At 43.1% G+C, this 25,008-nt stretch carries 22 protein-coding genes; 5 read left to right on the top strand and 17 right to left on the bottom strand.

The window, feature by feature from the left end; genetic code table 11:
• Positions 1-5 precede the first annotated feature (5 nt).
• Complete coding sequence (locus M1D52_RS17905) at positions 6-1,235, top strand: MFS transporter (RefSeq protein WP_437393371.1); 1,230 nt, start codon at positions 6-8, stop codon at positions 1,233-1,235.
• Here M1D52_RS17905 and M1D52_RS17910 read toward each other — a convergent pair.
• Entirely contained in the window at positions 1,232-1,672 is a 441-nt protein-coding gene (locus M1D52_RS17910) for a winged helix-turn-helix transcriptional regulator (RefSeq protein ID WP_013665896.1), read from the bottom strand. The genes M1D52_RS17905 and M1D52_RS17910 overlap by 4 nt on opposite strands.
• 47 nt (positions 1,673-1,719) lie before the next feature.
• Here M1D52_RS17910 and M1D52_RS17915 point away from each other — a divergent pair, with 47 nt between their 5' ends.
• The gene (locus M1D52_RS17915) at positions 1,720-2,316 is read left to right on the top strand and encodes an FMN-dependent NADH-azoreductase (RefSeq protein ID WP_013665895.1); all 597 of its coding nucleotides are present in this window, start codon (positions 1,720-1,722) and stop codon (positions 2,314-2,316) included.
• A 103-nt stretch (positions 2,317-2,419) separates the two neighbouring features.
• On the opposite strand, the gene M1D52_RS17920 is transcribed toward M1D52_RS17915, so the two are convergent.
• The 11 genes from M1D52_RS17920 to M1D52_RS17970 all read right to left on the bottom strand — a co-directional run bounded on the left by M1D52_RS17920 (position 2,420) and on the right by M1D52_RS17970 (position 13,767).
• Positions 2,420-3,205 carry a DUF1223 domain-containing protein gene (locus M1D52_RS17920; protein WP_437362919.1) on the bottom strand — a complete coding sequence of 262 codons (786 nt, stop codon included), beginning with the start codon at positions 3,203-3,205 and terminating at the stop codon, positions 2,420-2,422.
• A gap of 100 nt (positions 3,206-3,305) precedes the next feature.
• On the bottom strand, positions 3,306-4,799 hold the full coding sequence (locus M1D52_RS17925) for an FGGY family carbohydrate kinase (protein ID WP_437393370.1): 1,494 nt from the start codon (positions 4,797-4,799) through the stop codon (positions 3,306-3,308).
• 1 nt (position 4,800) lies between these two features.
• A complete protein-coding gene (locus M1D52_RS17930) occupies positions 4,801-5,769 on the bottom strand; it encodes an ABC transporter permease (protein ID WP_013665892.1) in 969 nt (322 codons plus the stop codon).
• Positions 5,770-5,783: 14 nt separating this feature from the next.
• The gene (locus tag M1D52_RS17935; RefSeq protein WP_437393369.1) at positions 5,784-7,289 is read right to left on the bottom strand and encodes a sugar ABC transporter ATP-binding protein; all 1,506 of its coding nucleotides are present in this window, start codon (positions 7,287-7,289) and stop codon (positions 5,784-5,786) included.
• On the bottom strand, positions 7,273-7,947 hold the full coding sequence (locus M1D52_RS17940; protein WP_437393367.1) for a DUF2291 family protein: 675 nt from the start codon (positions 7,945-7,947) through the stop codon (positions 7,273-7,275). The genes M1D52_RS17935 and M1D52_RS17940 overlap by 17 nt, the downstream gene beginning before the upstream one ends.
• On the bottom strand, positions 7,928-8,869 hold the full coding sequence (locus M1D52_RS17945; protein ID WP_013665889.1) for a D-ribose ABC transporter substrate-binding protein: 942 nt from the start codon (positions 8,867-8,869) through the stop codon (positions 7,928-7,930). Before M1D52_RS17945 ends, M1D52_RS17940 begins: the two co-directional genes overlap by 20 nt.
• Positions 8,870-8,915: 46 nt before the next feature.
• The gene (locus tag M1D52_RS17950; protein WP_013665888.1) at positions 8,916-9,890 is read right to left on the bottom strand and encodes a transketolase family protein; all 975 of its coding nucleotides are present in this window, start codon (positions 9,888-9,890) and stop codon (positions 8,916-8,918) included.
• Positions 9,891-9,895: 5 nt separating this feature from the next.
• A complete protein-coding gene (locus M1D52_RS17955; RefSeq protein WP_130857132.1) occupies positions 9,896-10,705 on the bottom strand; it encodes a transketolase in 810 nt (269 codons plus the stop codon).
• Positions 10,706-10,716: 11 nt separating this feature from the next.
• Complete coding sequence (locus M1D52_RS17960) at positions 10,717-12,135, bottom strand: L-fucose/L-arabinose isomerase family protein (protein WP_149105504.1); 1,419 nt, start codon at positions 12,133-12,135, stop codon at positions 10,717-10,719.
• 33 nt (positions 12,136-12,168) lie between these two features.
• On the bottom strand, positions 12,169-12,942 hold the full coding sequence (locus M1D52_RS17965; protein ID WP_013665885.1) for a DeoR/GlpR family DNA-binding transcription regulator: 774 nt from the start codon (positions 12,940-12,942) through the stop codon (positions 12,169-12,171).
• A 264-nt stretch (positions 12,943-13,206) separates the two neighbouring features.
• Positions 13,207-13,767: an NADPH-dependent FMN reductase gene (locus M1D52_RS17970; RefSeq protein ID WP_013665884.1), complete on the bottom strand. Its 561-nt coding sequence runs from the start codon at positions 13,765-13,767 to the stop codon at positions 13,207-13,209.
• 38 nt (positions 13,768-13,805) lie between these two features.
• Here M1D52_RS17970 and M1D52_RS17975 point away from each other — a divergent pair, with 38 nt between their 5' ends.
• The 3 genes from M1D52_RS17975 to M1D52_RS17985 all read left to right on the top strand — a co-directional run bounded on the left by M1D52_RS17975 (position 13,806) and on the right by M1D52_RS17985 (position 15,792).
• Positions 13,806-14,393 (top strand): Crp/Fnr family transcriptional regulator, encoded by a 588-nt coding sequence (locus tag M1D52_RS17975; RefSeq protein ID WP_013665883.1) that lies wholly within the window; start codon positions 13,806-13,808, stop codon positions 14,391-14,393.
• A gap of 78 nt (positions 14,394-14,471) precedes the next feature.
• The gene (locus tag M1D52_RS17980; RefSeq protein ID WP_013665882.1) at positions 14,472-15,341 is read left to right on the top strand and encodes a pirin family protein; all 870 of its coding nucleotides are present in this window, start codon (positions 14,472-14,474) and stop codon (positions 15,339-15,341) included.
• Between the two features lie 151 nt (positions 15,342-15,492).
• On the top strand, positions 15,493-15,792 hold the full coding sequence (locus M1D52_RS17985; RefSeq protein WP_130857130.1) for a GNAT family N-acetyltransferase: 300 nt from the start codon (positions 15,493-15,495) through the stop codon (positions 15,790-15,792).
• 177 nt (positions 15,793-15,969) lie between these two features.
• On the opposite strand, the gene M1D52_RS17990 is transcribed toward M1D52_RS17985, so the two are convergent.
• The 5 genes from M1D52_RS17990 to M1D52_RS18010 are packed head-to-tail and all read right to left on the bottom strand — an operon-like array spanning position 15,970 to position 24,997.
• A complete protein-coding gene (locus M1D52_RS17990; protein WP_437393366.1) occupies positions 15,970-17,676 on the bottom strand; it encodes a RagB/SusD family nutrient uptake outer membrane protein in 1,707 nt (568 codons plus the stop codon).
• 32 nt (positions 17,677-17,708) lie between these two features.
• The gene (locus M1D52_RS17995; protein WP_437393365.1) at positions 17,709-20,969 is read right to left on the bottom strand and encodes a SusC/RagA family TonB-linked outer membrane protein; all 3,261 of its coding nucleotides are present in this window, start codon (positions 20,967-20,969) and stop codon (positions 17,709-17,711) included.
• Between the two features lie 50 nt (positions 20,970-21,019).
• Positions 21,020-21,931, bottom strand: a complete 912-nt coding sequence (locus tag M1D52_RS18000) for a sugar phosphate isomerase/epimerase family protein (RefSeq protein WP_377610319.1) — start codon at positions 21,929-21,931, stop codon at positions 21,020-21,022.
• Positions 21,932-21,947: 16 nt separating this feature from the next.
• Positions 21,948-24,074 carry an outer membrane protein assembly factor BamB family protein gene (locus tag M1D52_RS18005; RefSeq protein ID WP_437393364.1) on the bottom strand — a complete coding sequence of 709 codons (2,127 nt, stop codon included), beginning with the start codon at positions 24,072-24,074 and terminating at the stop codon, positions 21,948-21,950.
• A gap of 20 nt (positions 24,075-24,094) precedes the next feature.
• The gene (locus M1D52_RS18010; RefSeq protein ID WP_377610315.1) at positions 24,095-24,997 is read right to left on the bottom strand and encodes a phytanoyl-CoA dioxygenase family protein; all 903 of its coding nucleotides are present in this window, start codon (positions 24,995-24,997) and stop codon (positions 24,095-24,097) included.
• Between the last annotated feature and the right edge of the window lie 11 nt (positions 24,998-25,008).

The raw sequence follows: 25,008 nt of genomic DNA on the forward strand, positions 1-25,008 counted from the left end.
CACAAATGCAAACGGAAAAAAAAGCCCCCTTTACACCCTATGAACGATTGGTAATCTTAATACTGGCTTTTACACAATTCACCATTATACTCGATTTTATGGTCATGTCGCCTCTAGGCGATATATTGATCAAAGCCATGGACATTAAAGCCAATTCCTTTGCACTGGCTGTCTCGGCCTATGCTTTTAGCGCAGGCGCATCAGGCCTTCTCACGGCAGGATTTGCTGATAAATACGATCGTAAAAAGCTACTGCTGTTTTTCTACATTGGTTTTGTCATCGGAACACTCCTTTGTGGTTTAGCCAATACACTCTTTACCTTAGTAGCCGCGCGTGTTATTACCGGTTTATTTGGCGGTGTTATTGGTGCCATTTCCATGGCTATTATTACGGACCTTTTTACCTTGGAGAAACGTGGTCGTGTCATGGGAGTTGTACAAATGGGTTTCGGTGCCAGTCAAGTGTTGGGTATTCCCATCGGCCTGTTCATAGCAAATAGGTGGGGCTGGGAAATGCCTTTCTTTATGATCTCCGTATTGGCTATACTTATCGTTATTGCCATTGCCTGCTGGCTGCGGCCGGTTACTGAACACCTTGCCTTGCAGAGCAAGGAAAACTCACTCGTGCACCTTTACCGAACAATTGCCAATGGAGATTATCGTATTGGCATGGCAGCTACGGCACTGCTGTCGATAGGTGGCTTTATGCTGATGCCCTACGCCACTGTTTTTGCAGTTAATAATCTAGGTATTTCGCACGAACAACTTCCTGTCCTTTTCATGGTTTCGGGCTGCTTTTCGCTGGTGATGATGCCTGCTTTAGGAAAATTAAGTGACCGGATTGATAAATACAAGTTATTTGCGATAGCCAGTATTGGTCTGATGTTCATGAGTATCTTTTATACGCAACTTGGCCCCACACCATTTTGGGTGGTGCTTGTCTTCAACGTGCTCATCACTACTACCGTAATAGGCCGTATGGTACCCTCTACCGCACTTGTTAGTGCCGTACCTGAGCAGAAAGATCGCGGTGCCTTTATGAGCATAAACTCTTCCTTGCAGCAGATCGCCGGTGGCGTCGGTGCCACCATCGCAGGCATGTTGGTAAGCCAGGCAGGTAAAGATAGTGTATTGGCAGGATACAATTATGTAGGAATCGTCGTTGCCTGTGTTAGTTGCATATCGTTGCTATTGCTTTATCTGGTTAAACGCATCGTGATGCGTAAAAGCAGCTAGATGCTCTTGTTCGATTGCATGAGCTTTCTTTTATTTTGTATGTATTCCCTATGCTGTTTACCCCAAATAGCTAGGGAGTTAATCACTTCTTTCAATGAATCACTGTGTGATGTCAACTCGTAGTGGATTTGCACGGGTACGGTATTCAGCACCTTTCTTTCTATAAACTCATTCAGTTCCAGCTCTCTCAATTCTTTCGAAAGTACCTTTGGCGTAATTTCACCGATTGACTTTTCGATTTCTGTAAAGCGTGAAGCCCCCTCCGTTAGCGCAATAATCACCAACAATTTCCACTTTCCATTCAGTACATATAAAGCATCTCTAACTGCCTGAATATTTTCAGTGCACGTTTGTTTAGTGTATACGTGATCTTCCATAAAACAAAGATAGCAATTGCGACTATACCAAAGGATAGCACTATCCTTTGGTATAGTCATATCTTTTTGAAAGTACCACTGCTTACTTTTGACAAAAATTTAAAACGATGAATATATTACATATTATCTCTAGTCCTAGAGGCAAGGACTCTTTCAGTATCAAACTTGGAAATGAAATTGTGACAAGGCTTTCCGCTAAGTATCCGGGCAGCAATGTAAAAGTACATAACTTAACAGAGACGCACTTTCCACATTTAGAAGAGGCGCATCTCCATGCCTTCATGACCGAGCCGTCCAAAAGGACCGAAGCACAGGCCACTGCAATCAAACATTCGGATGAGGCCATTGCCGAGCTGCAAAAAGCCGACATCATCGTTATAGGCGCTCCTATGTATAATTTTGGTATACATTCCACTTTAAAAGCTTGGCTCGACCATGTTATGCGCGCAGGTGTTACCTTCAAATACGGAGCTGAAGGGCCTGAAGGATTGCTAATAGGTAAAAAAGTCTATTTAGCCATTTCTTCGGGTGGCATATATGCTGAAGGACCGATGCGGTCTTTTGATTTTACCGAGCCCTACCTCACGAAGGCGCTCAATTTTATTGGCCTAAATGACATCACCACTTATCGTGTCGAGGGTGTTGCTATTCCTGGTATACAAGAAAATGCTTTTGAAAAGGCCGTAGATACATTAGCAATCTGAGTTGTTTTTTCGAGGTTCAAAAACCCAAAAAACAAAGCCAGCTGTTTCATCAAAGAAATGGCCGGCTTTACTTTGTCATTGTTTTAATAGTGTGACAATTTTTTCATTTCTCATCTAAATCAAAACGCGCTGCTTGTGAAATATGACCGTTCCGGAGGTTTTGCACAAATCCAACCAGTTCCCATCCTTTTTCATTGAAATCGTCAGGTAAATAAAATACAACCTCTTTTTTTCCATTTAAGCTTTTACGTGCTAATTTCCTTACTACCTGTACATGTGTCAGGTTTCGACCTGCATTCTCGCCAGCTTTTACACTACTGGCTGTTGATTGTTGAACAAGTGTAAGTACCAATTCGGCCTCTTCTTGGTCAGCGACACCTTGATAATGTATTACCGCCCTTTTATTTTGTATTTTGCAACTTAAACGAAGGGACGATGAAGCCTTTTGCGCTAATTGCCGTTTGATTGCGTTGAATACGGCACCTGCTTCCGAGCCGATCATTTCCTCTGAGCCATTCACAATCACCTGAGGGGTATAAATAGTTTGGAGCTTCATCCAATTGGCATATTGCTTTTGCCTAAGTGAAAATTCATGATCGCTAAATCGGTCTTTCCAACCTTGATGATCCCAATAATCCACATGAAAAGCTAAAATGTATAGCTGTTTGTTTTCATTTTCCGCTTGGATTTTTTCCATCAATTCATCGGCGGGAGGGCAACTTGAACAACCTTCAGAAGTAAATAGCTCAACAACGGCAAAACCTCCTTCATTTTTGGGCGATTGTATTTTTTTTATTTCCTTTTCATACCTGAAGTCGATAAATGCGGCAGTTGTCACCAATAAAACTGCCAAGCCCGCGGCAGAAGCAATTATTTTTAATGTGTTCATAACCTATATTTTTGATATAGGTTAAAAGTAGATAATGTTAGCAACTGAGATAAGAACGAATCTCGTGAATTGGACAAAGTCAACGATGAACTAGACAAAATCAGGACTTTGTCGCATGTATAAATCGTTGCCATCCACGATAAGCTTCGGCTACCTTTGCTACTTGCGTAGTCTTCGCAATAGGATGCCGATGATAAAGAGATTGAACGCTATCCAGGTCAGGAAAAATGTTCGCCTTGAGGCCTGCCAGAAAACCGGCACCGAAAGCGGATACATTTTTATTTTCGTTCCTGATGACTTTTGCCTCCAGTAAATCACTTAAAAACTGCACAACGAAGTTATTGCTACTCGCACCTCCGTTCACCATAAGTTCTTGAATAGGAATACCCGTATCTTGTTTCATGGCAGATAACACATCTTGTATTTGGTAGGCAATGGACTCCAACGCTGCACGCACGATATGGTTCTTATTGCTCGAAAACGTTAAACCTTCCAAAGAGGCTTTTCTGTTCATATCCCAGAAAGGAGCGCCTAAACCGCTAAAAGCGGGTATTAGGTAAACGCCATTGTTGTCAGTTACCGATGTTGCCATGTTTTCCGTCTCCGCGAAATCAGTAAGCAACCCAAGTTCCGTTTTTAACCATGCCAAAGGTGAGGCGCAGGATACGATAATACCCTCCAACGCATAGTCTACCCGATCCTCCGTACTCCAGCAGATGGTTGAAACCATTCCGGAATTAGAATTTCGGCGCTCGGTTCCTACGTTGAATAGAATCGAACAACCTGTACCCAAAGTGGCTTTGGCGGTACCCGGATAGATGCATGCCTCTCCAAAAGCGGCGGCATGCGAATCACCAATCATTGCCTGGACAGGAAGTGCTCGTTTGAACAATCCTTCAAAATGACTCGATCCGAATGCATAGGACGAAGGTTTAACCTCTGGCAATCGGATGCCCTCCAAGCCAAAAAGAGCGATTAATTCCCGATCCCAACTCAGTGTATTTAAGTTAAATAACAAGGTACGCGAAGCATTGGTATAATCGGTAAGATAAGCCTCTCCTTTAGTTAAACGATAGAGCAACCATGTATCAACCGTCCCAAAATAAGCTTTACCCGCCTTAATAGCCTTTTGGATTTCGGGATTATTGCGGTATAACCAAATCAGTTTAGTGCCTGAAAAATAAGGATCAATGAATAAACCCGTTTTATCATGTATAACATTACCTAAATCCAGACTTTGCATCTCATAACAAACATCAACCGATCGCTTACATTGCCATACCACCGCGTTGCACAAAGGTGAACCAAATTCGTCCCAAAGAAGAAAGGTTTCGCGTTGATTGGAAATACCACAGGAAGCGATCGCCGACAAAGAGGCACCGGTAGATTGATACTGCTGCAAACAAGCACGAACAGACTGTAAAACATTTTTATAAATATCTTCCGGATGCTGCTCTACAAAGCCCTCGCCAAAATAACTTGTTTTTAAGGGGATTGTTGCTTCTGCACAAATGTTCCCTTTACTGTCAAAAACAAGCGACTTCGTACCGCTAGTGCCTTGATCGATCGCTAAAATACAAGAACTTGCTGTCATGTTATTCTTCTTTATGATTTGCTTTGTCAATCATAACTGCTAAGAGGATAACTGCGCCTTTTACGACTTGTTGCCAAAAGGGCGAAACATCCATCAGTACCAAGCCATTATTCAATATACCGATTATCATCGCTCCCAGTACCGTCCCTGCGATCGTGCCCCTTCCTCCGGCGAGCGAAGTACCACCAATGACTACAGCTGCAATGGAATCCAGCTCATAACTTAAGCCGGCATTCGGTTGGGCCGAATTTAAACGCGACGTCACCATAATACCTCCTATCGCTGCTAAAATTCCAGCCAAGGTATACACCCAAATTTTCACCCTGTTGATATTAATTCCCGATAACCTCGCAGCATTCTCATTACCGCCAATGGCATAAATGTATTTACCAAAGGCCGTTCGGTTCGTCAATATGATCGCTCCAATCACAATCAGTGCTGCAATCCAAACAAGAACGGGCACACCTAAAAACCAACCGGTACCGATATAGGCAAATTCCTTACCCAAAGAAGAAATTGGATACCCCTTGGTCCAAAGCATGGTAAAGCCCCTTGCAATAGTTAACATAGCCAAGGTCGCTACAAAAGGTGGTACTTTGAATTTCGTAATTACCAAGCCGTTAAAAGCCCCTAAGGCAGCTCCCACCAACAACCCGGATAATACGCCACCTAAAAGTGTAAATCCCACATAGAGATCATAAGAAGGCATTTCTATTCCAAACTTCAACAGACCGGCTACAACTGCGCCGCTAAAAGCTAAAATTGAACCCACGGATAGATCAATACCGGCTGTTAAAATTATCAGGGTCATTCCTACAGAAATACAAATATTAACTGAAATTTGTCGCAGCACATTCCATCCATTGGCAGGTGTAAGAAATTTATCGGAGAGGAAAGACAATATTACACACATTAGTACCAGTGCAATAAGCGATTGAAATTTGGCGATTTTGATACGCTGGTGAATCATTTTTCTCTTTTTAATTAGATAGTTTTCGGAATGGCTGCCTTTAATATATTATCTTCATTGGCTTCCGCGGCTTGAAAAGTGGCAGTTAATCGGCCTTCGCTCATTACCATCACTCGATCTGATAGACACAGAATTTCCGGTAGTTCAGAGGAGACAACCACAATGGCCATCCCTTGTTCGGCTAAACTTAAGATCAGTTTATATATTTCGTTTTTAGCGTGGGGGTCAATACCTCGTGTGGGCTCATCTAATAACAATACACGGGGTTTAGTTACAAGGCATCGGGCTAGCACCACTTTTTGTTGATTCCCTCCGCTGAGATTTTTTGTTTGTTGGGTGGGCGAAGAACACTTGATCTTTAAGGAATCGACATAGTGCTGTGCCAGACTTAAGTCCTTTCTCTTATTGATAAAGCCGAACTCGCTCACTTCCTGCAGTCGACTGAGGCTGACATTTGTTTTAATGTCAAGACCTAAAACCAAACCATTTTTCTTCCGATCTTCGGGTACTAAAACGATCCCTGCCTGTATGGCTTGCTGAGGAGATTTTAAACGAAGCGTCTGCCCGTCCATCAGAATCTCGCCGCTTTTACGGGTGTCATGCATACCGATGATAGTTTCCAGCAGTTCCGTTCTACCTGCTCCCATTAAACCGAACAGACCTAATATTTCACCCCGATGAACTTGAAAAGAAGCATGATCGACGACGAGGCGTTGTTTCGAATGGACATCATACAAACACAGATTATCAACTTTTAACACTACCTCTTCAGCCAGGGCCCTGGTTCCTACTTTCAATAACTGAATATCCCTACCCACCATTTTACTGATCAATACATCATGATTCACGTTACATATATCGCCACTTTCAACCACACAACCGTCACGTAACACAATGTAAGCATCTGCTATTTTGAACAATTCATCCAATTTATGAGAGATATAGACAATCGTTTTACCTTCACTTCGAAGTCTTTCAATAATATCAAAAAGCACGTCCACTTCCTGTTCACTGATAGCCGAGGTTGGTTCATCCATAATCAAGACATCGGCATCTGTCAGTAAAGCTTTGGCAATTTCTACCACTTGTTGTTGTCCAACCTTCAAATCGCGTATGAGGCAATCCACACTAAGATCAAGTTTCAATCTTTGCAGTAGACTTTGGGTTTGCTTACGCATGGTCTTCCGATCAACAAACCCCCAAGTGTCGATAAGCTCTCTTCCCAAATAAATATTTTCGAAAATCGAAAGGTCCGGAATCAAATTAAGTTCTTGATGAATGATAGCGATGCCGCTATTCTGCGCTTCCTTTGGATTTGCAAAATGCATTTCACGCCCCTTGTATACAACCTGCCCCTCGTAGGAGGTATATACACCTGAAAGTATTTTCATAAGCGTCGACTTCCCAGCTCCATTTTCACCGATAAGTGCAGTAACTTTCCCCGGCATCAACTGAAGGTTAACATTATTAAGCGCAGTTACTCCTGCAAATTTCTTGGTAATATTAACGGTCTCTAACATCTTGATCCTTTTTATCGTTAGCTTCCAATCGTTCCAGCTGTAGAGGAATAATAGTTGCTTCTGTTAGTTGCGGAGCTTTTGTGCTTAAACCAAGGGCACCTGTAAATCGAAGGCTATCACCGGGCTTGAAGTTCTCCGAGATAGGCACTATCTCCTTACGAACTAACTCATTAATATTTTCAGAGAGCTCATTGAACACCATCGTATTATCAAACGAGTCTACCGCTATCAAGCCGGCTGCGTCTCTTGCTGCCGTTCCGTATATGTATTTTGTCGCTAGCTTAATGGCTGGCTTTGTGTCACTTCGGCTCCATATATAATCGGAGTCCGTTTGCACAACCACACCGGCGCCTGTCACCATAAAATACCGAAGGTCTCCATCGCTTACTGCATGAGAATAGCTTGCAAAGGCTTGCGAAGCATTTTCCATCAGCGCCCTACGAAGCAGAGTAATATCCACAAATTCAGACTTGGCGTTAGGAATAAGCTTAAACAAGTAATTCTTAGCATAACTATCAATATTAAGATCCTTGACACTTGCCTTAACCCTCTGAAGGCTTTTGAAGTAAACAGAATGATAAATCAAAGTGGCACCTATAAGGGCCATGAATACATATTTAAGTCCGCGCTTCATCATATTACTTAGTTTTTTTGCCATAAGCAATATATTGGTTGATATTTTCCTGCGTCACAACATCCACTGCAATCGGTAGCTTCTTACGAAATGTCCGCTCTCCTTTGAAGTAAGCATCTGCAAACTTAGCCGCTTTCTCAGCGATTACTTTAGGAAATTGCATGGCGGTAGCCTGTATACGGCCATCTGCAACTGCATGTACGGCATCTTCGGCACCGTCGAAGCCATATATTTTTATCTGATCTTGCTTTCCGGCTGCGACCGTTGCTTGATAAGCGCCCATTGCCATGGCATCATTTCCACAAAAAACACCCTTAATATCCGGATGTCCCTGTAAAATGGATTCCATTACTTCCATGGCTTTATTGCGATCAAAATCAGCGCTCTGTTGAGCTACCATTTTCAAATTGGGGAAATTATCCACTACGCTATGGAAACCTTTGGAGCGATTCCAGGTATTGTTATCCGAAACAATACCCAATATTTCCGCATAATTCCCCCGTCGCTCCAAATCGTTGGCAAATAATTCACCCAATTGTACACAGGCCGCATAGCTATCCGATAGGATCTGTGAAGTGGCTGCAGATCGCGAGTTAATCTCCCGGTCCATGCAAAAAACCGGGATGTTGGCTTCCATTGCCTTTGTTGCATTTACGACAGAGCCTTCCGCATCCGTGGGATTAAACAAAATAGCATCAAAGCCGGCGGCTATTGCATTTTCAAAATGATCCGTTTCTAAAGCTGTATTATTTTGAGAATCGAAAATCTTAGTGGTATAACCCAAAGCTTGTGCTTTTTCCGCGGCAGATTCTGCCAAAAAGACGAACCATGGATTATTGAGCGTAGAAACTACGATCGCGATTTGCTTCTTTTGGTTATCTTTATTCCTACCACCGCAACCAAAACATAGCAGCAGCAATAAGGCCCATACTTTTAGATGGTTCATAAAATGGCTTGTGTTAGTTTATAAATGCCGATGTATAAGGTGTTTCTTATGTCATCGTGTTCAGTAGGGTTAAAGCGGCATCCGCTAAACCTACTTCCGAAATACCGTAATGATTAAAAATCTCAATTTGTGATCCGGTAACGGTATATTCATCTGGTATCCCAACAATTTTAAAAGGTTTTCGATAATCATGTTGTAGAAGAAAAGATGCGCAGGCTTCCCCAAGTCCTCCGTTTATACTATGCTCTTCTACCGTCACAATCGCCTTTGCATTTGCTGCAAAGTATTGCAGCAATTCGGTATCTAATGGCTTTATGGTATGCATACTTACCACGGCAATATCCAAGTTCCGCTCGCTCTTCAGTTTTTGCGCGGCCATTAAAGCCGGATAAACAGTTTCCCCCGTAGCGATAAAAGCCAAATCTTGTCCCCTTCTAACAACCCTACCCTTTCCTAAAGTGAAGCTGTCAGTTGAATCCTCTGTCAGCAAAGGCATAGGTTTCTTTCCAAAACGCAGATAGATGGGCTGATCCAGGTGATAAGCTTGCAAAATAGCTTGTTCCGTTTCATAATTATCAGCCGGTGCCACAATTTTCAAGTTGTTAATGGCTCTAAGTGCTGCAAAATCGTGTAAGCTGTGGTGAGTGGAGCCCAAAGCTCCATAACTGACGCCCGCACTGATACCGATGAGGCGCACCGGATTATCCGAATATGCGACATCATTTTTAATCTGTTCCAAGGCTCTTGCCGTTAGAAAGCAGGCGGGAGACACCGCAAAAGCCTTTTTACCCGTAGAAGCCAAACCTGCAGCTACCCCAACCAAATTCTGTTCAGCAATGCCGACCTCTACCATTTGGGTCGGATATTTTTTACCGAAAGGCACAAGCTTACCTGACCCCCTGGAATCGCTGGTAATCACTACGACATTGCGGTCGCCCGTTGCCAAATGCTGCAAAGTCGCAGAAAACACTTCCAAATTCGGTTTGGTAACCTGCAAATCGTCTGTTAATACATTTCCCATAATGTTTATGCACTTAGTTCCGCTACTGCTTGCGCATATTGCTCCTCATTCGGAACACCATGATGCCAGCTAATATTATGCTCCATGAAACTCACACCTTTGCCTTTCACCGTATGAGCGATAAGCATACTAGGCTTTCCTACCTCAAAAGGTACACTTTCCAATGCATCTTTTATTGCCGCTAAATCGTGGCCATCCACATGTTTAACCGCCCAACCGAAGCTTTCGAATTTCAGATCCACGGGATCGGTGTTACAAACGTCCGCTGTCGATCCGGTAATTTGTAAATTATTCTTATCTAGAATGGCACATAGATTATCAAGCTTATAGTGTGCTGCCGTCAGGGCTGCTTCCCAATTGGATCCCTCAGGCAATTCGCCATCACCCAATAAGGTAAATACCCGGTAGTTTTTTTCATCCATTTTTGCTGCCAATGCAGTGCCGACACTGATCGGCAAACCGTGTCCAAGTGCCCCCGTATTTTGTTCTACGCCATTTACCTTACGGGTAGGATGTCCTATATAGTGTGATTGGTAACGGCATAGTGTATTTAAATCTCCTTCCGAAAAAAAACCTTTATCGGCCAATACTACAAATAAGGCTTCTACACAATGCCCTTTACTCTGAATATAGCGATCTCGATCAGGCGATTCAAAGTTGTCCGGACTAACATTTAACACCACGTTATACAGTACATTTAGAATATCAATGCATGATAGGCTCCCTCCCGTATGACCGGCATTTGCGCCCACTATATATTTTAAAATCTTTTGACGATACTCCTTTGACTTCGCAATTAATTCACTTACTATCATAACTTTACGATTTAATTTTCGGGACAGTGTTGATAAACTTCCCAGCCCATATAATTCCCCAAGGCTTCTTTCAAGATGCCCGCCGTGTTGGAGGCATTCATAACCACATGATGCTCAAAACCGTTACGACACACGTATTGCATCAAACGCTGTAAGTCCGGAATCTGTGCTACCGCACGATTTCCAAAAGTATTCAAAGGGTCGTCTGTAAGCGTTCCTTCTCCAATATATGCTTTGATGATGCCTTTAGGATCATCCGTACTAATACGTCCATACGTCAAAGGAGAAGCCGGCGTGCGACCGTCGAGCGCCCCATACGTATTTTCGACACCAACGGAAGTACCTAAAATGGGGGCATTGCTAATTTCAACGTCAGGCAGGAATGACTTTGCCCAATTACCACAATGGAAAAGCACACATTTATTGGCATCATCGGCATAGTTATTATTCCAGTCGACCAAAGCACTCGGCGAGCTCGAAGCCAACTGCATCGCATACATGCTTAATGTTCCCGTCACGTCCACCTCACAGGCACTTGGTAGCATGTTTTCACTCATGATGCTCATGCTGGTACATACATTACAGCCATAGTTTGTTTGAAGCGACGTCCAACACTGGATTGCTGTAGCGTCCAAATCATGTTCTACCATAAACTGATTTAATACCACATCCAGCTTGGCAATCTGTATCATTGCTTCATCAGGGGTTTTCCCTTGTGAAGCGTAAGCGTTAATTCTGTCGAGATGCTCTTTTACCGATGCATCCTCTTTAGTCAAACGATTGGCTCTACCTAAGATCTCGGATAAGTCGACGGTAATGACTGAAATACCATGGCGCTGTAAAAGCTTTTCGCTATACCGAACCGTATTGAACCCGCCAGGCCTAGCTCCCACAGCACCAATCCTTAAACGTTTCAATCCACCTACCACACGACAGACGGCTAAAAAATCAAGCACTTCCTGAGCAAAAGCGGGATCCTTTGGATGCAACACATGTTGATTCGTAAGGGTGTATTTTATTCCATATTGATATAGATTATTGCATACCGAAATCTTCCCACACCATGAATCACGTCGCCTGGCAAGGTCCAATTTGTTCAATTCATCCGGATAGGCCTGTACTAAAACAGGGACATCCAAACCAGCCAATTTTAGGGTTTCGGCCACACCACGTTCATCACCAAAATTAGGCAATACCACTAATATGCCCACTATTTCCGAAGCATGTCTCCTAAACAGTTCGGCGCATCGTTGGGCATCTTTAAAAGTTTCCACGCCTCCTAATTTTGTCTGAAATTCGTCCAGCACGACGTAATTTATGTGCAACCTTTCGAGCTGTTCCATAATCTCAAGGCGTGCTTCTGAAACCAATTTATCCGGAAAAAAATCGCGGTTTCCGATAATAACGCCTAAAGTCCCCTTATTATTCATATCGAATGTTTATATGTTAGTTTAGTTTATGCTTTAAGCAAGTAGAATTTCGATATCATTTTCTTCAAACACCTTCTTGTCACGCTCATTGATATCAGAGTCTGTAATGACATAATCCACTAAGGATAATGCACCAAGGCTGGCAAAAGAGCTTTTTCCGATTTTTGTTGAATCTGCCACCAAATACGTTATTTCCGCGGCATCAATCATTGCTTTTTTCACTACAATATCGCTGATACTGGGATAGGTCAAACCAGCCTTCAACGAGAGTCCGGCTGTAGCAAGAAAAAGTTTCTGCACATAAATACCCTGAAAAAAATCAGCCGCCTTTTGTCCGGTAAGCGACAAGGTAGGTGGTTTAAATTCACCTCCTGTAACAATTAAGTCAATACCCGGTTCGGTCCCGAGCATCATGGCTATGTTCAGGGCATTGGTAATAACGGTAAGGTTCTTAAAACCCTTCAACTTCTTGGCAATTTCCGTTGTGGTTGAACCGGAATCAAGAATAATGCTGTCACCACTCTCAATATATTCAATACATTTACTCGCTATCTTTTCCTTTTTATCTAGGTTGTCCTGGTTACTAAGTGATAAGGTTCTTACTTTATCTTCTATATTTTTCAAATAAGCCCCTCCATGTTCCCGAACCAGAGCGCCCTCTTTTTCAAGCTTCTCCAAATCCTGCCGAATCGTAACTTCGGTTACTTTGAAGATTTTTGCCAGATTAATCACTTTGGCAAAACCGTCTTCCTTAAGCAACTCGATTATCTTTTCCCTTCGTTGGTTAGGCATTACCGTTTCTGACATATGTTTTCGTTTATTTTTGTTTTATTTTCGAAATCAAAAATAAACAAAGATTATAAAAAATCATAATAAAAATTGAAAGGCTTTTATTTTCGAAAACGAAAGATTGCTTGAGTTGTAGGCTTTCAGTTATAGGTTATAGGTCATGGCCAATACTAGTGCAGCAATTGGACAACTACACTTCATTAATAACAATAAAACCTTGCCTGCTTGTAGCAAGCAAAGTTTATCTTACCTTGTAATAAGCGATTTATGTTTTCCGCTTCCTTAGTTATGCATTCTTTTTTTTGCTTCGATAAACCACAGCAATTCGCTTACGAAAGTATGCGCTCTTTTATCTGTTTGCGCTTTGTCCAACGGTTCACCCTGTTCATTAAAAGCTTCCTGTACTTTGGCAACCGGAAACATGGCTGGTACAAGTATGGAGCCGATCTTCCATAGACTGAACACCAGGGATGTCATGACCTGTGCACCGCCGAAATTACCGGCCGATGCCGTAGCTAGCGCAATAGGTTTTTTACGCCATTCATCATATAGCAGATCGATTACGTTCTTTAGACTAGCCGGATATCCTCCATTATACTCCGGAGTAACCAGCAAAACTCCCTCTGCTTCCCTTATTTTTGCTGCAAAATCCAAAATCTTTTCGGACGGATTCTTTAAGAAGCGTAAACGCTCTTCAAACAGCGGAAAATCATAAATATCAAGATCGACCATCTCTACATCTGCCAACTGATTGCTTTCGATATAATTTTTAAAATAGAGGGCAACCCGGTGACTATTTCGCCCTTGTCTGATACTGGCTGAGAGGAGAACAATTTTTGCCATGGCTTTTTCGATGATGTATAAAATTACTAAATTGGCACATGCAAGCTTTCGAAAATTATCTCAAACGCCATACGCCTCTAACAGGAGAACAAATTAGCGTTTTGAAGCAGGAATTAAAAGAAAAAACCTATCAAAAAGGAAAAATTCTTTTAAGGGAAGGGGAATCAACAGGCCTTGGCTATTTTGTATGCAGTGGATTGCTTCGGGCCTACACGCTCGACAGCCAGGGCAAGGAACATACGATCCAATTTGCTCCTGAAGATTGGTGGCTGGGTGATCGCAATAGTTTTTATTTTCATGAGCCGGCAGCATTCAACATTGATGTGTTGGAAGAGACACAGGTAGTGATTGTTACCAAAAATTTCATGGAGCATGCTACTGAAATTTGTCCCGAATTCGGAAAATATCATATTTATCTTCTGCACAATAGCATTCGTTATATGCAACGTCGCATCAACCAGCTTTTAGCTGCAACCGCCGAAGAAAGATACCTGGACTTTATACGGCTCTATCCCAAATTGACTTTGCGCATATCGCAAATCATGATTGCCTCCTACCTTGGCATCACACCCGAATCATTAAGCCGGGTACGCAAAGAGTTGGCCAGGCGTAATAGTCGTGTTTAAACCAAAGCGATCTTTCTTACCATAGGTCAATTTTTTCGCCTCAAGACACCTGTACCTTTGTAGAAAGGAAAAGAAATCATGAAAAAGCTAATTGAGAACATTGTGTCTAAGCCAACTAGACCCGGAATGGTGGGCGATGGTTTTAGGGTGTTTAATTATTTTCCGAAGGGTGTTATTACGCAAAGGCGAATGAGTCCTTTTTTGATGTTAGATTTTAATGCCGCTTATGATTTTGGCCCTTCCGATCATGTGCGCGGTGTTGACGTACATCCTCACAAAGGATTTGAGACGGTTACCATTGCTTACAAAGGTAGCGTAGCCCATTATGATAGTGCCGGTAATAGTGGCGTTATTAACCCGGGCGATGTGCAGTGGATGACTGCCGGAGACGGGATATTGCATAAAGAATTCCATGAAGAAGCATTTTCGAAAAAAGGAGGATTATTTGAAATGGTACAATTGTGGGTGAACCTTCCCCAAAAAGACAAATCCGCAACACCTCATTACCAAGCTCTTCTTGCCGAAAATATGGGTAAACTCGTGCTCGAAAACAATCAGGGCATTGTCAACGTCATTGCAGGTAGCGCACAGGGCGTGCATGGGCCGGCGTCGACCTACACACCGCTCAATCTTTTTGACATACGGTTGAACAGTGGAGGAACCTTTCACACCTCAACGCCCAGTTCGCACAACACAGCTGTCTTATCCATAAATGGGGAGATCGAAGTAAATGGTCAAAAAGTGGCTGAACACGGCTTTGTATTATTTAAAAATGAGGGTGAAGAAATAAGTATACATGCGCCGGAAAAGAGCATTGCGCTTTTATTAAGCGGTGAGCCCATCCACGAACCGATTGCCAGCTATGGCCCCTTTGTTATGAATACAGACGCAGAAATCAGGCAGGCAATTACGGACTTTAATATGGGTAAATTCGGTTATCTTGAGTAAAGTTTTTCGCAATGCACCGCATTTGGCTACAGACAAGAGCACACTTTCAGTCACTTTTCTTAGTCTAGATTAACAGCCCTAGTGGAAATACGCCGTAATTTTGCGACTAAATAAACAAAATAGAAAGTACTTAAACTAATAAAGGCAACTTATGGAACAGTTAAAAGTAGCACTAGCAAACAATCGGGGCCAAATCCAGCTCCTCGTCGATGACCAACAGGTAGGTGAAATGGAAATTTCCGTTCATAACGGACAACTGACGGTCTATCACACGGAGGTTAATCCCGCATATGAAGGCAAGGGTTATGCAAAATTGCTGTTAAGCAAGCTAGTCGAGTACGCCCGTGAGAACAATTTAAAAATTGTGCCTCTGTGCCCCTATGTGCACGGCCAATTTAAACGTTATCCTGAGCTTTATCAAGACATTTGGTATACACAGAAAAACGATTAGAATCCCTGTCGTCTTATTATCCAGTCGGCAAGCTCTATATCGGAACAGTCGTTGTGGCGCGTAATATATTAAAAAGATGCTGCGCTGTGTTGATATCGCTTTTAATCATCGGAAGATTGATTTACATCAAGACAAACCCACTTCCTAAGAAAAAACAAAGGAAGTGGGACTTCTGCATCACCATCCAGGGTTATTCACCATACCAGGATTTGAATTGATCTCCTCTTCGGGGATAGGAAAAAGTAAATGTGCGTTATTCCGACGCTTGATGATATTATTTGCATCCACGCCAATGGCGTTCATCACCGGCAAATAAATCCCCCATCTGCGTAAATCCCAAGCGCGTACACCTTCCAAATGGAGTTCACGACGCCGTTCTTCCAAAACAAAAGACCTGAATTGTTGCTGATCCATATTACCTACCGATTGCAAAGAGGCGTTGCTTCTCCGACGAATAGCATTGAGTGCTTCATAGGCTTCTGATGTAGGACCATTCACTTCATTTTCTGCCTCTGCAAAAATCAATAAAGTCTCTGCATAGCGTAAGAAAGGATAAGGCATATCGGCTCGATAGAGTGTACGGTCGGTAACCTGTGCATATTTGGCGGCCATAGCAACATGCCAGTTATCAGGCGCATAATTATCTGTTGGTTGATAACCTTCTTCCGTTGGCACCGTTGCACTGTTCTTTACCTTTAAACTATCTTTCCCGGGATAATATTGCCAAGCTGCGTTAGCGAAAAGCTGATAACGATGTATGACTCCTTTTCGGATACGTTCATCCTGTTCTTCAAATAGATCATACCAATGATCAGACAACGCCCAATGCCCTCCGTCGATTGAACCATGTGGTAAGATCACGCCGACATATTGATACGAAAGAAAATTGCCAAACTCCTCACTATTGGTTGCATTCATTTGCCAAAAGTGCTCTCCTCTATTTCGGTTGGCAATAGACCACACATCCATGTAGCTTGGAAATAAATTAAAATTCCCTCCCGCTTTGGCAACGTCAATCACTTCTTTAGCTTTATCCCGCGCTAACTTAAAGTAGGCTGCGGCATCAAAAGACTCATAACCCGCCACAACTTGCTTTGTATGCGTTAGCGGAACGGGTGGAATGCGAGTAAGCACTCCATTTACCATTGCTGTTTGCGCACCGCCCATTACCGTTAGCTGTGCACCTGCAAGTGCTCCTGATGCCATGGTGGTATAAACCTTCGCCAACATGGTTTTGGCCGCTTCTTGGCTAATACGACCGATCTCGTGCTTGCTATTCTGTTTCGAATACAGCTGTGTTTCTGCCAATTGCAATTCTTCTATAATATAAGTGTAAACATCGCTTACCGGAGACCTTGGCAAAGCAACATTCCCTACCCCCACATCGACGATCGATTCTTTATGAATAGGCACCGGACCAAAAGCCTGTACCAGCACAAAATAAGCCCAGGCTTTTAGAAAATGTAGTTGCCCAAGCGCGTTGTTTTTTGCAGCCTCATCAAAAGTCATCTCTTCTATCCTTTTGATGGCCACATTACAACGTTGTATCAGTGCGTAAGGTCCTGACCAATACGTCCGTAAATCGTTCTTAGCAGAAGTACCCAAGAAGTTGCCGGCGCCTAAGTTCGAAAACGCCCAATCTTTACCGGTGATATCATCGCAATCCATTTCGTGTGGACGATTCCATACAGCGTAGGCAAAAAAATTGCCGCTGTTTAAAGTATTCAGGGCGCCATTTACCCATAAATTAGCATCCTGTTCAGAGCTCTTACCCAGTTGATCAGGCGAAACGAAATCATAAGGCGTTTCTTCTAAAGCCTTTTCACAAGCTCCATTTAAAATGAGAACTGTGCTGAGCAATAAGATATATTTTGTAGCGTTCATTATTTTTAGTTTTATAAGTTATCCATTGCTAGTTAAAGTGATGCCTTTAGTCCTAAAGTAAACATACGGCTATTAGGATAGGAGTTCATATCTACACCTCTACGCGAGGCGTCTCCACCAAAAGAGTTTACATCCGGATCAAACCAGCTATAATCGGATATAGTGAATACATTGCTAACGGAGAAATAAAGGTTTAAAGCAGAAAGGTATTTTGATCGCGGTGTAAAGGTATAACCCAGGTTAATATTCTTCAGGCGTACAAAGGTTCCATCCTCAATGAAACGGTCTGAGAATAAGTAAGCTCGTGAGGCTGACGCGTTTGCTTTCGGCCATTTTGCATTTTCTGTATTATCTGGCGTCCAACGTGTATCGTAAGCAAACTGCGGAATGTTACCCAATTGGCTCATGGTTACCTTTAATAGGTTAGAATTAAGAATATCCCCTCCAACTGAACCTTGGACAAAAACCGACAAGGTAAACTTTTTATAACTGAAATTATTAGTTAGGCCAAAAATATAATTGGGATTGGTGTTTCCTATAATTGCACGGTCGGTCGTTTGAGAAAGACCGGAAGGATCATCATCTACATTTTGGTATTTGATCTCACCAACTTTAGCGAGTTGTTCCGCAGCAGAAAGCGATGCATATTGCGGGTCGGCCTTCACTTCTTCGATTGAATCGTAGAAGCCGTCTTCTTTCAAGCCAAAAATCGTTCCGATCGCATGGCCATTCCGCTGTAAAAATATCTGATCAAATGGATACCATAGCCTGTTTGCGTATTGATCTGCAGGTAAATCTAAAATCTTATTTCGGTTAAAGGCAATATTGCCCGAAACGTCCCACTTAAAGGTCGCACCCTGAATCAGCGAAGCATCTGCGGTGATTTCCAACCCCTTATTTTCAACGGTCCCAAAATTGGTTAACATCGTACGGAAGCCTGAGCTCATCGGAATTTGTATAGATTGCAACAGGTCTTTTGTCCTTTTTAAATATACATCAACCGTTACATTCACTCTGTTTTTCCAAAACCCCATATCCATTCCTGCATCATACTGAGTGGTTGTTTCCCACTTAATATTTTCATCGACAAAGCCCTTGTTTTCATCAATTGAAAAACCACTGAGAATAGAGCCGTTAATAGGCACGTTACTTACTACGGTGCTATATACACTTCCATAGGGGCCAATACCCTGATTTCCCGTTTGTCCATAACTGGCGCGCAGCTTCAAGTTCGAAAAAACATTCAGTTCTTTTACGAAACTTTCTTCCCCCGCATTCCACGCTAAAGCAAAAGAAGAGAAGTTGGCCCATTTGTTGTTTTCCGCAAATTTGCTCGATCCGTCCCGCCGAAAAGAAGCGGTAAATAGATATTTACCCAGATAGCTGTAATTAACACGGCCAAGAAAAGACATCAGCGAGTTTTCCTGCCGACCATTCTGCAAGGGAGAAGGCACCAAACCGGCACGTAAGTTAAAGTTTTTGGTGATATCCGTCGGAAAATTCGTGGCACTCATGGTTTGGTAATCCGCGTCACCTTGCTCGTAAGTAAATGCCCCCATGGCATTAATGCTGTGTTTCTCATCATATACTTTATTGAAACTCAATATGGCCTCCGAGGTAAACTGTTTATAGTTATTGTCACCGATAGAACCTCTTCCATAAATAGGCGCCCTCCCTTCGTTGATATCTCTACCATAATAAGTTTCCCTTTTATTGGTATTGTAATTATAACCAATACGCTCACGGAGATTCAAAAACGGTGTAAAGTTGAGCTGAATGTAAGCACCTGTATACACACGGGTAGAATAGGTCATATCTCGCGAAGAATGTAAGGTTTTATAGGGGTTAGCGAGATTACTATTATTGATTGCGTTTTCCCGAAGATCCGAATTCGGATCATCCAAAGGATAGGTAGGTGGAAAATACAACGCAGAGCTGATTAAACTTGGCTGTGCACCTGAGGTATTTGTTTTGCCAAATTGAAAGGTTGTATAAGAAACATTGTTGTTAGTTCCTACCAATAAGAAATCATTGATCTTCCTTTCTACATTTAGTTGCGCATTATACCGCTTAAAACCCGAATTAATGATAATTCCTTTCTGATTCAAGTAATTTCCTGAAAGGGAATAAGTACCCTTATCATTTCCTCCTGAAAACCGTAATGTGTAATCTTGTGATACGGCATGATGGAAAATCTGATCCTGCCAATTGGTACCACGAAATCCCGTCGGATAAGCGGTCCCTTCCGGTAAACCGGTTAAATAATCCTCCGGTTTAGGTGTATAAACCTCTCTACCCGTTACCTGATCTAACGTAACTTCCCCGGGGAAGGGAACCGTCAACGCGGTACCTTCATAAGTACTATAATTTGCATACGCTTCATTTTGGAAAAGCGCATAGTGATAAGCATCCAACATGTCTACACGTTTGGAAACACTAGCTAATGAGGTATTGGAAATAAACTCTACCTTATCTACACCGGCGGCTCCCTTTTTCGTTGTAATCAACACCACCCCATTGGCACCTCTTGAGCCATAAATCGCCGTCGCCGATGCATCTTTAAGCACCTCAATACTTTCTATATCCTGCGGGTTAAGAAAAGACAACGGATTGATAGTTTGGAAATTATCTTCTGCTCCTGCCGGTGTCTGGGCCGAAGTAAAAGGAATACCGTCTACAACATACAACGGTTCACTGCCCGTAAATGAGTTGGTGCCTCGAATGGTAATGCTAATGCCGGCACCCGGGGCTCCATCGTTCCGATTGACATTAACCCCTGCAATACGTCCTTGTAAGCTCTCATTTACGCTAAAAGGAATTGCTTTCGTTAACTCATCACCTTTTACAGAAGCTACCGCGCCCGTAAGGTCCCTTCTGTTAATGGTACCATAACCAATGGCCACCACCTCATCAAGCATGGTGCTCGCAAGGGAAAGGCTGATGTTCATAGTAGCGCTATTTCCGACAACCTGTTCCACCGAAGTATAGCCCACAAAACTGAACATTAATATTCCACCTTGACTAGGAATTGGCATGCGAAAGCTACCTTTTGCGTCTGTTTGAACGACTGTACCGGTATTTTTCAACCGGACACTTACCCCAGGTAAGGTCTCCCCGTTGGTATCCGTTACAGTACCACTTATTACCCTTGTAGCTTGCTGTGCCACCGCGGTTGCTGCCCATATCATGAAGAATAGACAGAAGAAGAAAACCTTCTTAGCGCAGCAGGACGACTTGCGTCCACTTTTTAGGCAAAGCGGTCCCCGGCTGACATCATTTAATTGTGTCTTCATACATTTAGATTTGTTTAGTAAATGGTTAGTTAGGCTTTAATAGTAAATATCTATGGCCTATGTGTTGATTTTTTTAATTGTGTTTTTATACGCTCCAATCCTTCGAGATTTTTCTTTAACGCCACTTCGGGATCTTGTTCCAAACCGTCATTGATAATACCGATGGGACCCCTATAGGGGCTCGACGCAATCAGCTTTAGTAATTCCAGTTCCCTGTTGCCCCAACCTACGGGCACCAATTTTAAATCATCCTCTTGTTTCAGCCCAACCACATTGATAGCCATAAGATAGGGGAGGATTTTCGGAAAAAAATCGGGGAATCGTTCCAGGTGCTTCTGTGCATGGTGAAAATTGTATACAATCCCGATATTCGGCATTTTGAGATAGTTGATAACTGCTAGTTGGTTCTCCGGCTCACTAAACCAGCCATCGTAATGATATAAACCGACCTTACAGCCTACCTTCCGGGCTTCTTCGGCAATATAGCGCACCGACTTTGCCACTCTCTTCACTTTTTCGTCCTGATTTAAGCTATCGAGTCCTTCAATACCATTCACCCATACCCAGATCTCTGTTTTAGCCCGATTCCTTTTTAAAGCTTCGGTGATCAATTTCAAGTCGCCTTCTCCCTCAGGGTCGCCCCCTGCATACAACCAAAAAGCTTGTAACTTGATACCATGTTGCTTTAGGGTTTGTATTTCTTCGTCAAAAGTAGCCACATGCTCTTTTCTCCAATCATAAGCTAGGCGTTTCAAGCCCAGCTGGTCTAACATGGATGCCCGCTCTTCAGGTTTACGCTTTTTACTATCGAAAGGCACAATACACCAGGCAACCAGGTTATCCTTCTCAAAAAGCGACAAATTAAGCTCGCCTTTCGATTTGCCAACCTGTTGCGCCCAACTCGGCGTAAAAACAGCAAATATCAAGCAGCTCAACAGCACAATATTGTTTAGTTTAATCATCGTTTAGTTTTTTTAGTTAAGGAAGTGTGTAAGCTATATAAACGTCTCCGGTTTTCCCCCCCAGCTTTCCACCGCCGGTAGCTGGAATCAATACATATTGCTTTCCTTTTACTTCGTAGGTACTTGGCGTTGTGTACCCACCAAAAGGCAATTTCGTTTCCCATAGTAGTTTACCGGTATCTCGATCGAAAGCTCTCAGTTTTTCATCACCGGTAGCGGCCACGAACACCAGCCCACCGGCGGTTGCAATGCAGCCTCCAAAATTCTCTCTTCCTGTAATCGGGAAACCGGCCGCCGTTAACTCCGGATATTCACCCAAAGGTACTTTCCATTTAATCTTTCCGCTTCGCAAGTCAACAGCATTTAAAGTTCCCCAGGGCGGCTTAACGGCGGGATACCCATTCGGATCCAAAAATTTAACATATCCTAAAGAGCGAAAGATCAGCTGTTTCTTGTCAGACAGTAGATTTTGCTGCTGCCGGTCGAGCAAAAAGCTGGTTAAATCCTGCATATCCTTCTCCTCAATCTGTGCAAAAGCCGGCATGGCGTTCTTACCGGATCGGATAATTTCACTAAGCCCTTTTTGATCGTATTTCTTTGATAAATTAGTGAGTGCCGGAATGCCACCTTGACCTTTTCTTTCCCCACCGTGGCAGCTTTGGCATCCCATCTTCAGATACACTGCATTACCCGCGCTGATAGGCCTATCGCTTTCGGTATTGTTTAGTTGATTCACATTCTGCATATGAATAACCCAAGGCAGTTCATTTGCATTCACAAAAAGCAACTGGTTCGACTCATCTACCGCTCCCCCACCCCATTCAGCTCCCCCATGGATTCCGTAATAAATGATGCCTTTTTCAGAAGGAGGAACAAACCAACCCGCATCAGCGTTTTTAAATATCCTTTGCGCATACTCCCTAGCCTCTTTCGTACGGTCCGTAAGATCTTCTGCCGTCACTATCTGCCTACTAAAAGGCTCCGGCCAGGAAACGTAGGGTTGCGTCGGGTAGGCATGCTCTCCCGGTAAGCTACTGCCTGGAACCGGGCGCTCCTCTACCTTGGATAGGATTTCGCCGGTCAATCGATTAAATAAAAGTACATGACCGGTTTTTGTGAGCTGAATAAGACCGGGCACTTTTTCCCCTTTCACCTCAAGCATACAAAGAATCGGTGCACAGGGTAAATCAAGGTCCCAAAGATCATGATGTATCGCCTGATAATGCCATTTGTAATTTCCCTTTCCAGCGTCTAGAGCCACAACAGAGTTTCCGAATAGCTGCTGCCCCCTGTTATTCCCACGATAAAAATCGTCCTTAGGTTGACCGGTAGCAAAGTAAACCATACTGTTTTCAACATCCAAGGCAAGACCACCCCACGCATTAACCCCGGCACCCTTACGATAAAAAGAAGAATCACCCCAAGTCTCATACCCTCGCTCACGGGGATGTGGAATGGTATTAAACAACCATTGTCTTTTACCGCTATATACATCATAAGCGCTAACGTTAGCCGGCGAGCTCCAGCTCATGGTACCTACGATCACAAGGTCCTTAAAAATTATGGGGGCTGCCGGAGCGGTAATAGCCATCTGTTCTTTCGGCTTTACCAGTCCATCATTCAAATCAATTCGTCCCTGATCGCCAAAACTGAGCACTGGCTTTCCGGTTTCTTTAGCTACAGCATACAGAAAACCGCCTGCTGTGTAAAATAGGCGCTCATCATCACCATTTTTTGAGCGCCAACAGGCCAGACCGCGATTGATTCCGCCAAATTTCTCCCCTCTACGAGCTGGATTGAAGCGCCAGATTTCTTTTCCATTTTCCGCATTCACTGCTATTAAGTGCTGCGCTGGTGTCGTAGCGTACATAACGCCCTCTATAACGAGCGGATTACATTGCACATTTCCGGAAGAATCGCCCGAATGATATGCCCACGCCTCCCGAAGCAAATGCACATTGGAACGGTTGATACTGCTCAACTTTTTAAATTTCTGCTGTCCTGCGTCCCCTCCTGCAAAGGCCCAATCAGTAGAGAATTCCTTCCTTGATTCCTTCTTCCCACAATGAGTAAGAAATACACAGGAGAAGAGCAAAATATAATAATACAGAGCAACATCTTTATTATTGGGTAGCGGTATCATGTTTGCGCAAGGATAAAGGATTAAATAGTTGGTTGATATGTTAAAGGGCTGTCTGGAAAATTATACTCCCATTTCCAGGTGTCTTCCATATTAGGGTAACGTTGGCGACAATCCAGATATTCTTGCATCATCTCTCTCATAGTTGGGGTCAGGCGTTTCAGATAATCAGGCGTTAACAAATTGGCATTTAAGAGATAAAAATGCCAGGTAGGTGGGTAATTTGCACTGTGATATCCCATGTGCAGAGTTCTGCGTGGCACGTTCATTTTTTCGGTATAACCACGATGTATCAGATTATTATTGTATAGTACTGCTTGTCCGGCTTTGAGGGTTACCGGAATACCGCCCGGCATCTCCGCTCCAACGGGTGCGTAGTGCTTTGACCCTCCAAAAGCTACCTTCTCTGCTTCGGTATTGGGTCTATTGTGGCTACCAGGAACGATCCATAGAGAATTTTCCGCTACCAATGGCAAGTTAATCTGTACACTGTTATGAAAACGTTGTGGAGAGAACAGCCAGTCTTCTATTTCATTCTGCGGAATCTGAATCACATCCCGATGCCATCCCAATGAGTAAGAGGTGCCCTCATTGGCGGCCAATATGGAAGCATTGTTAATGATTAAGTTCGGCCCGATTAGCTTCTCGACTGTGTCAAGAATAACCGGATGATGAAAGGCATGGTGGATAGATTCAGTACCTGGCTTCGTGAGCAAATGGAAATAGTACTGTCGCGCCTCTTTGCCGAAATCGCTCAATTCGTCTCCCAAGTGTTGAAAAGCAGCAGTACGCGCCGGACTGTCGTCGGCTTTAATTTTTGGACTAATTAATTCATCCATCAGCATACGAAAATCGTCAATTTCCTGCTGGCTCAATACATCGATGATAAGGTAACCATCCTGTTCAAATTGTTCTTTAGCTGTCATTCCTATAAATA

It is taken from the genome of Olivibacter sp. SA151, assembly GCF_054130995.1.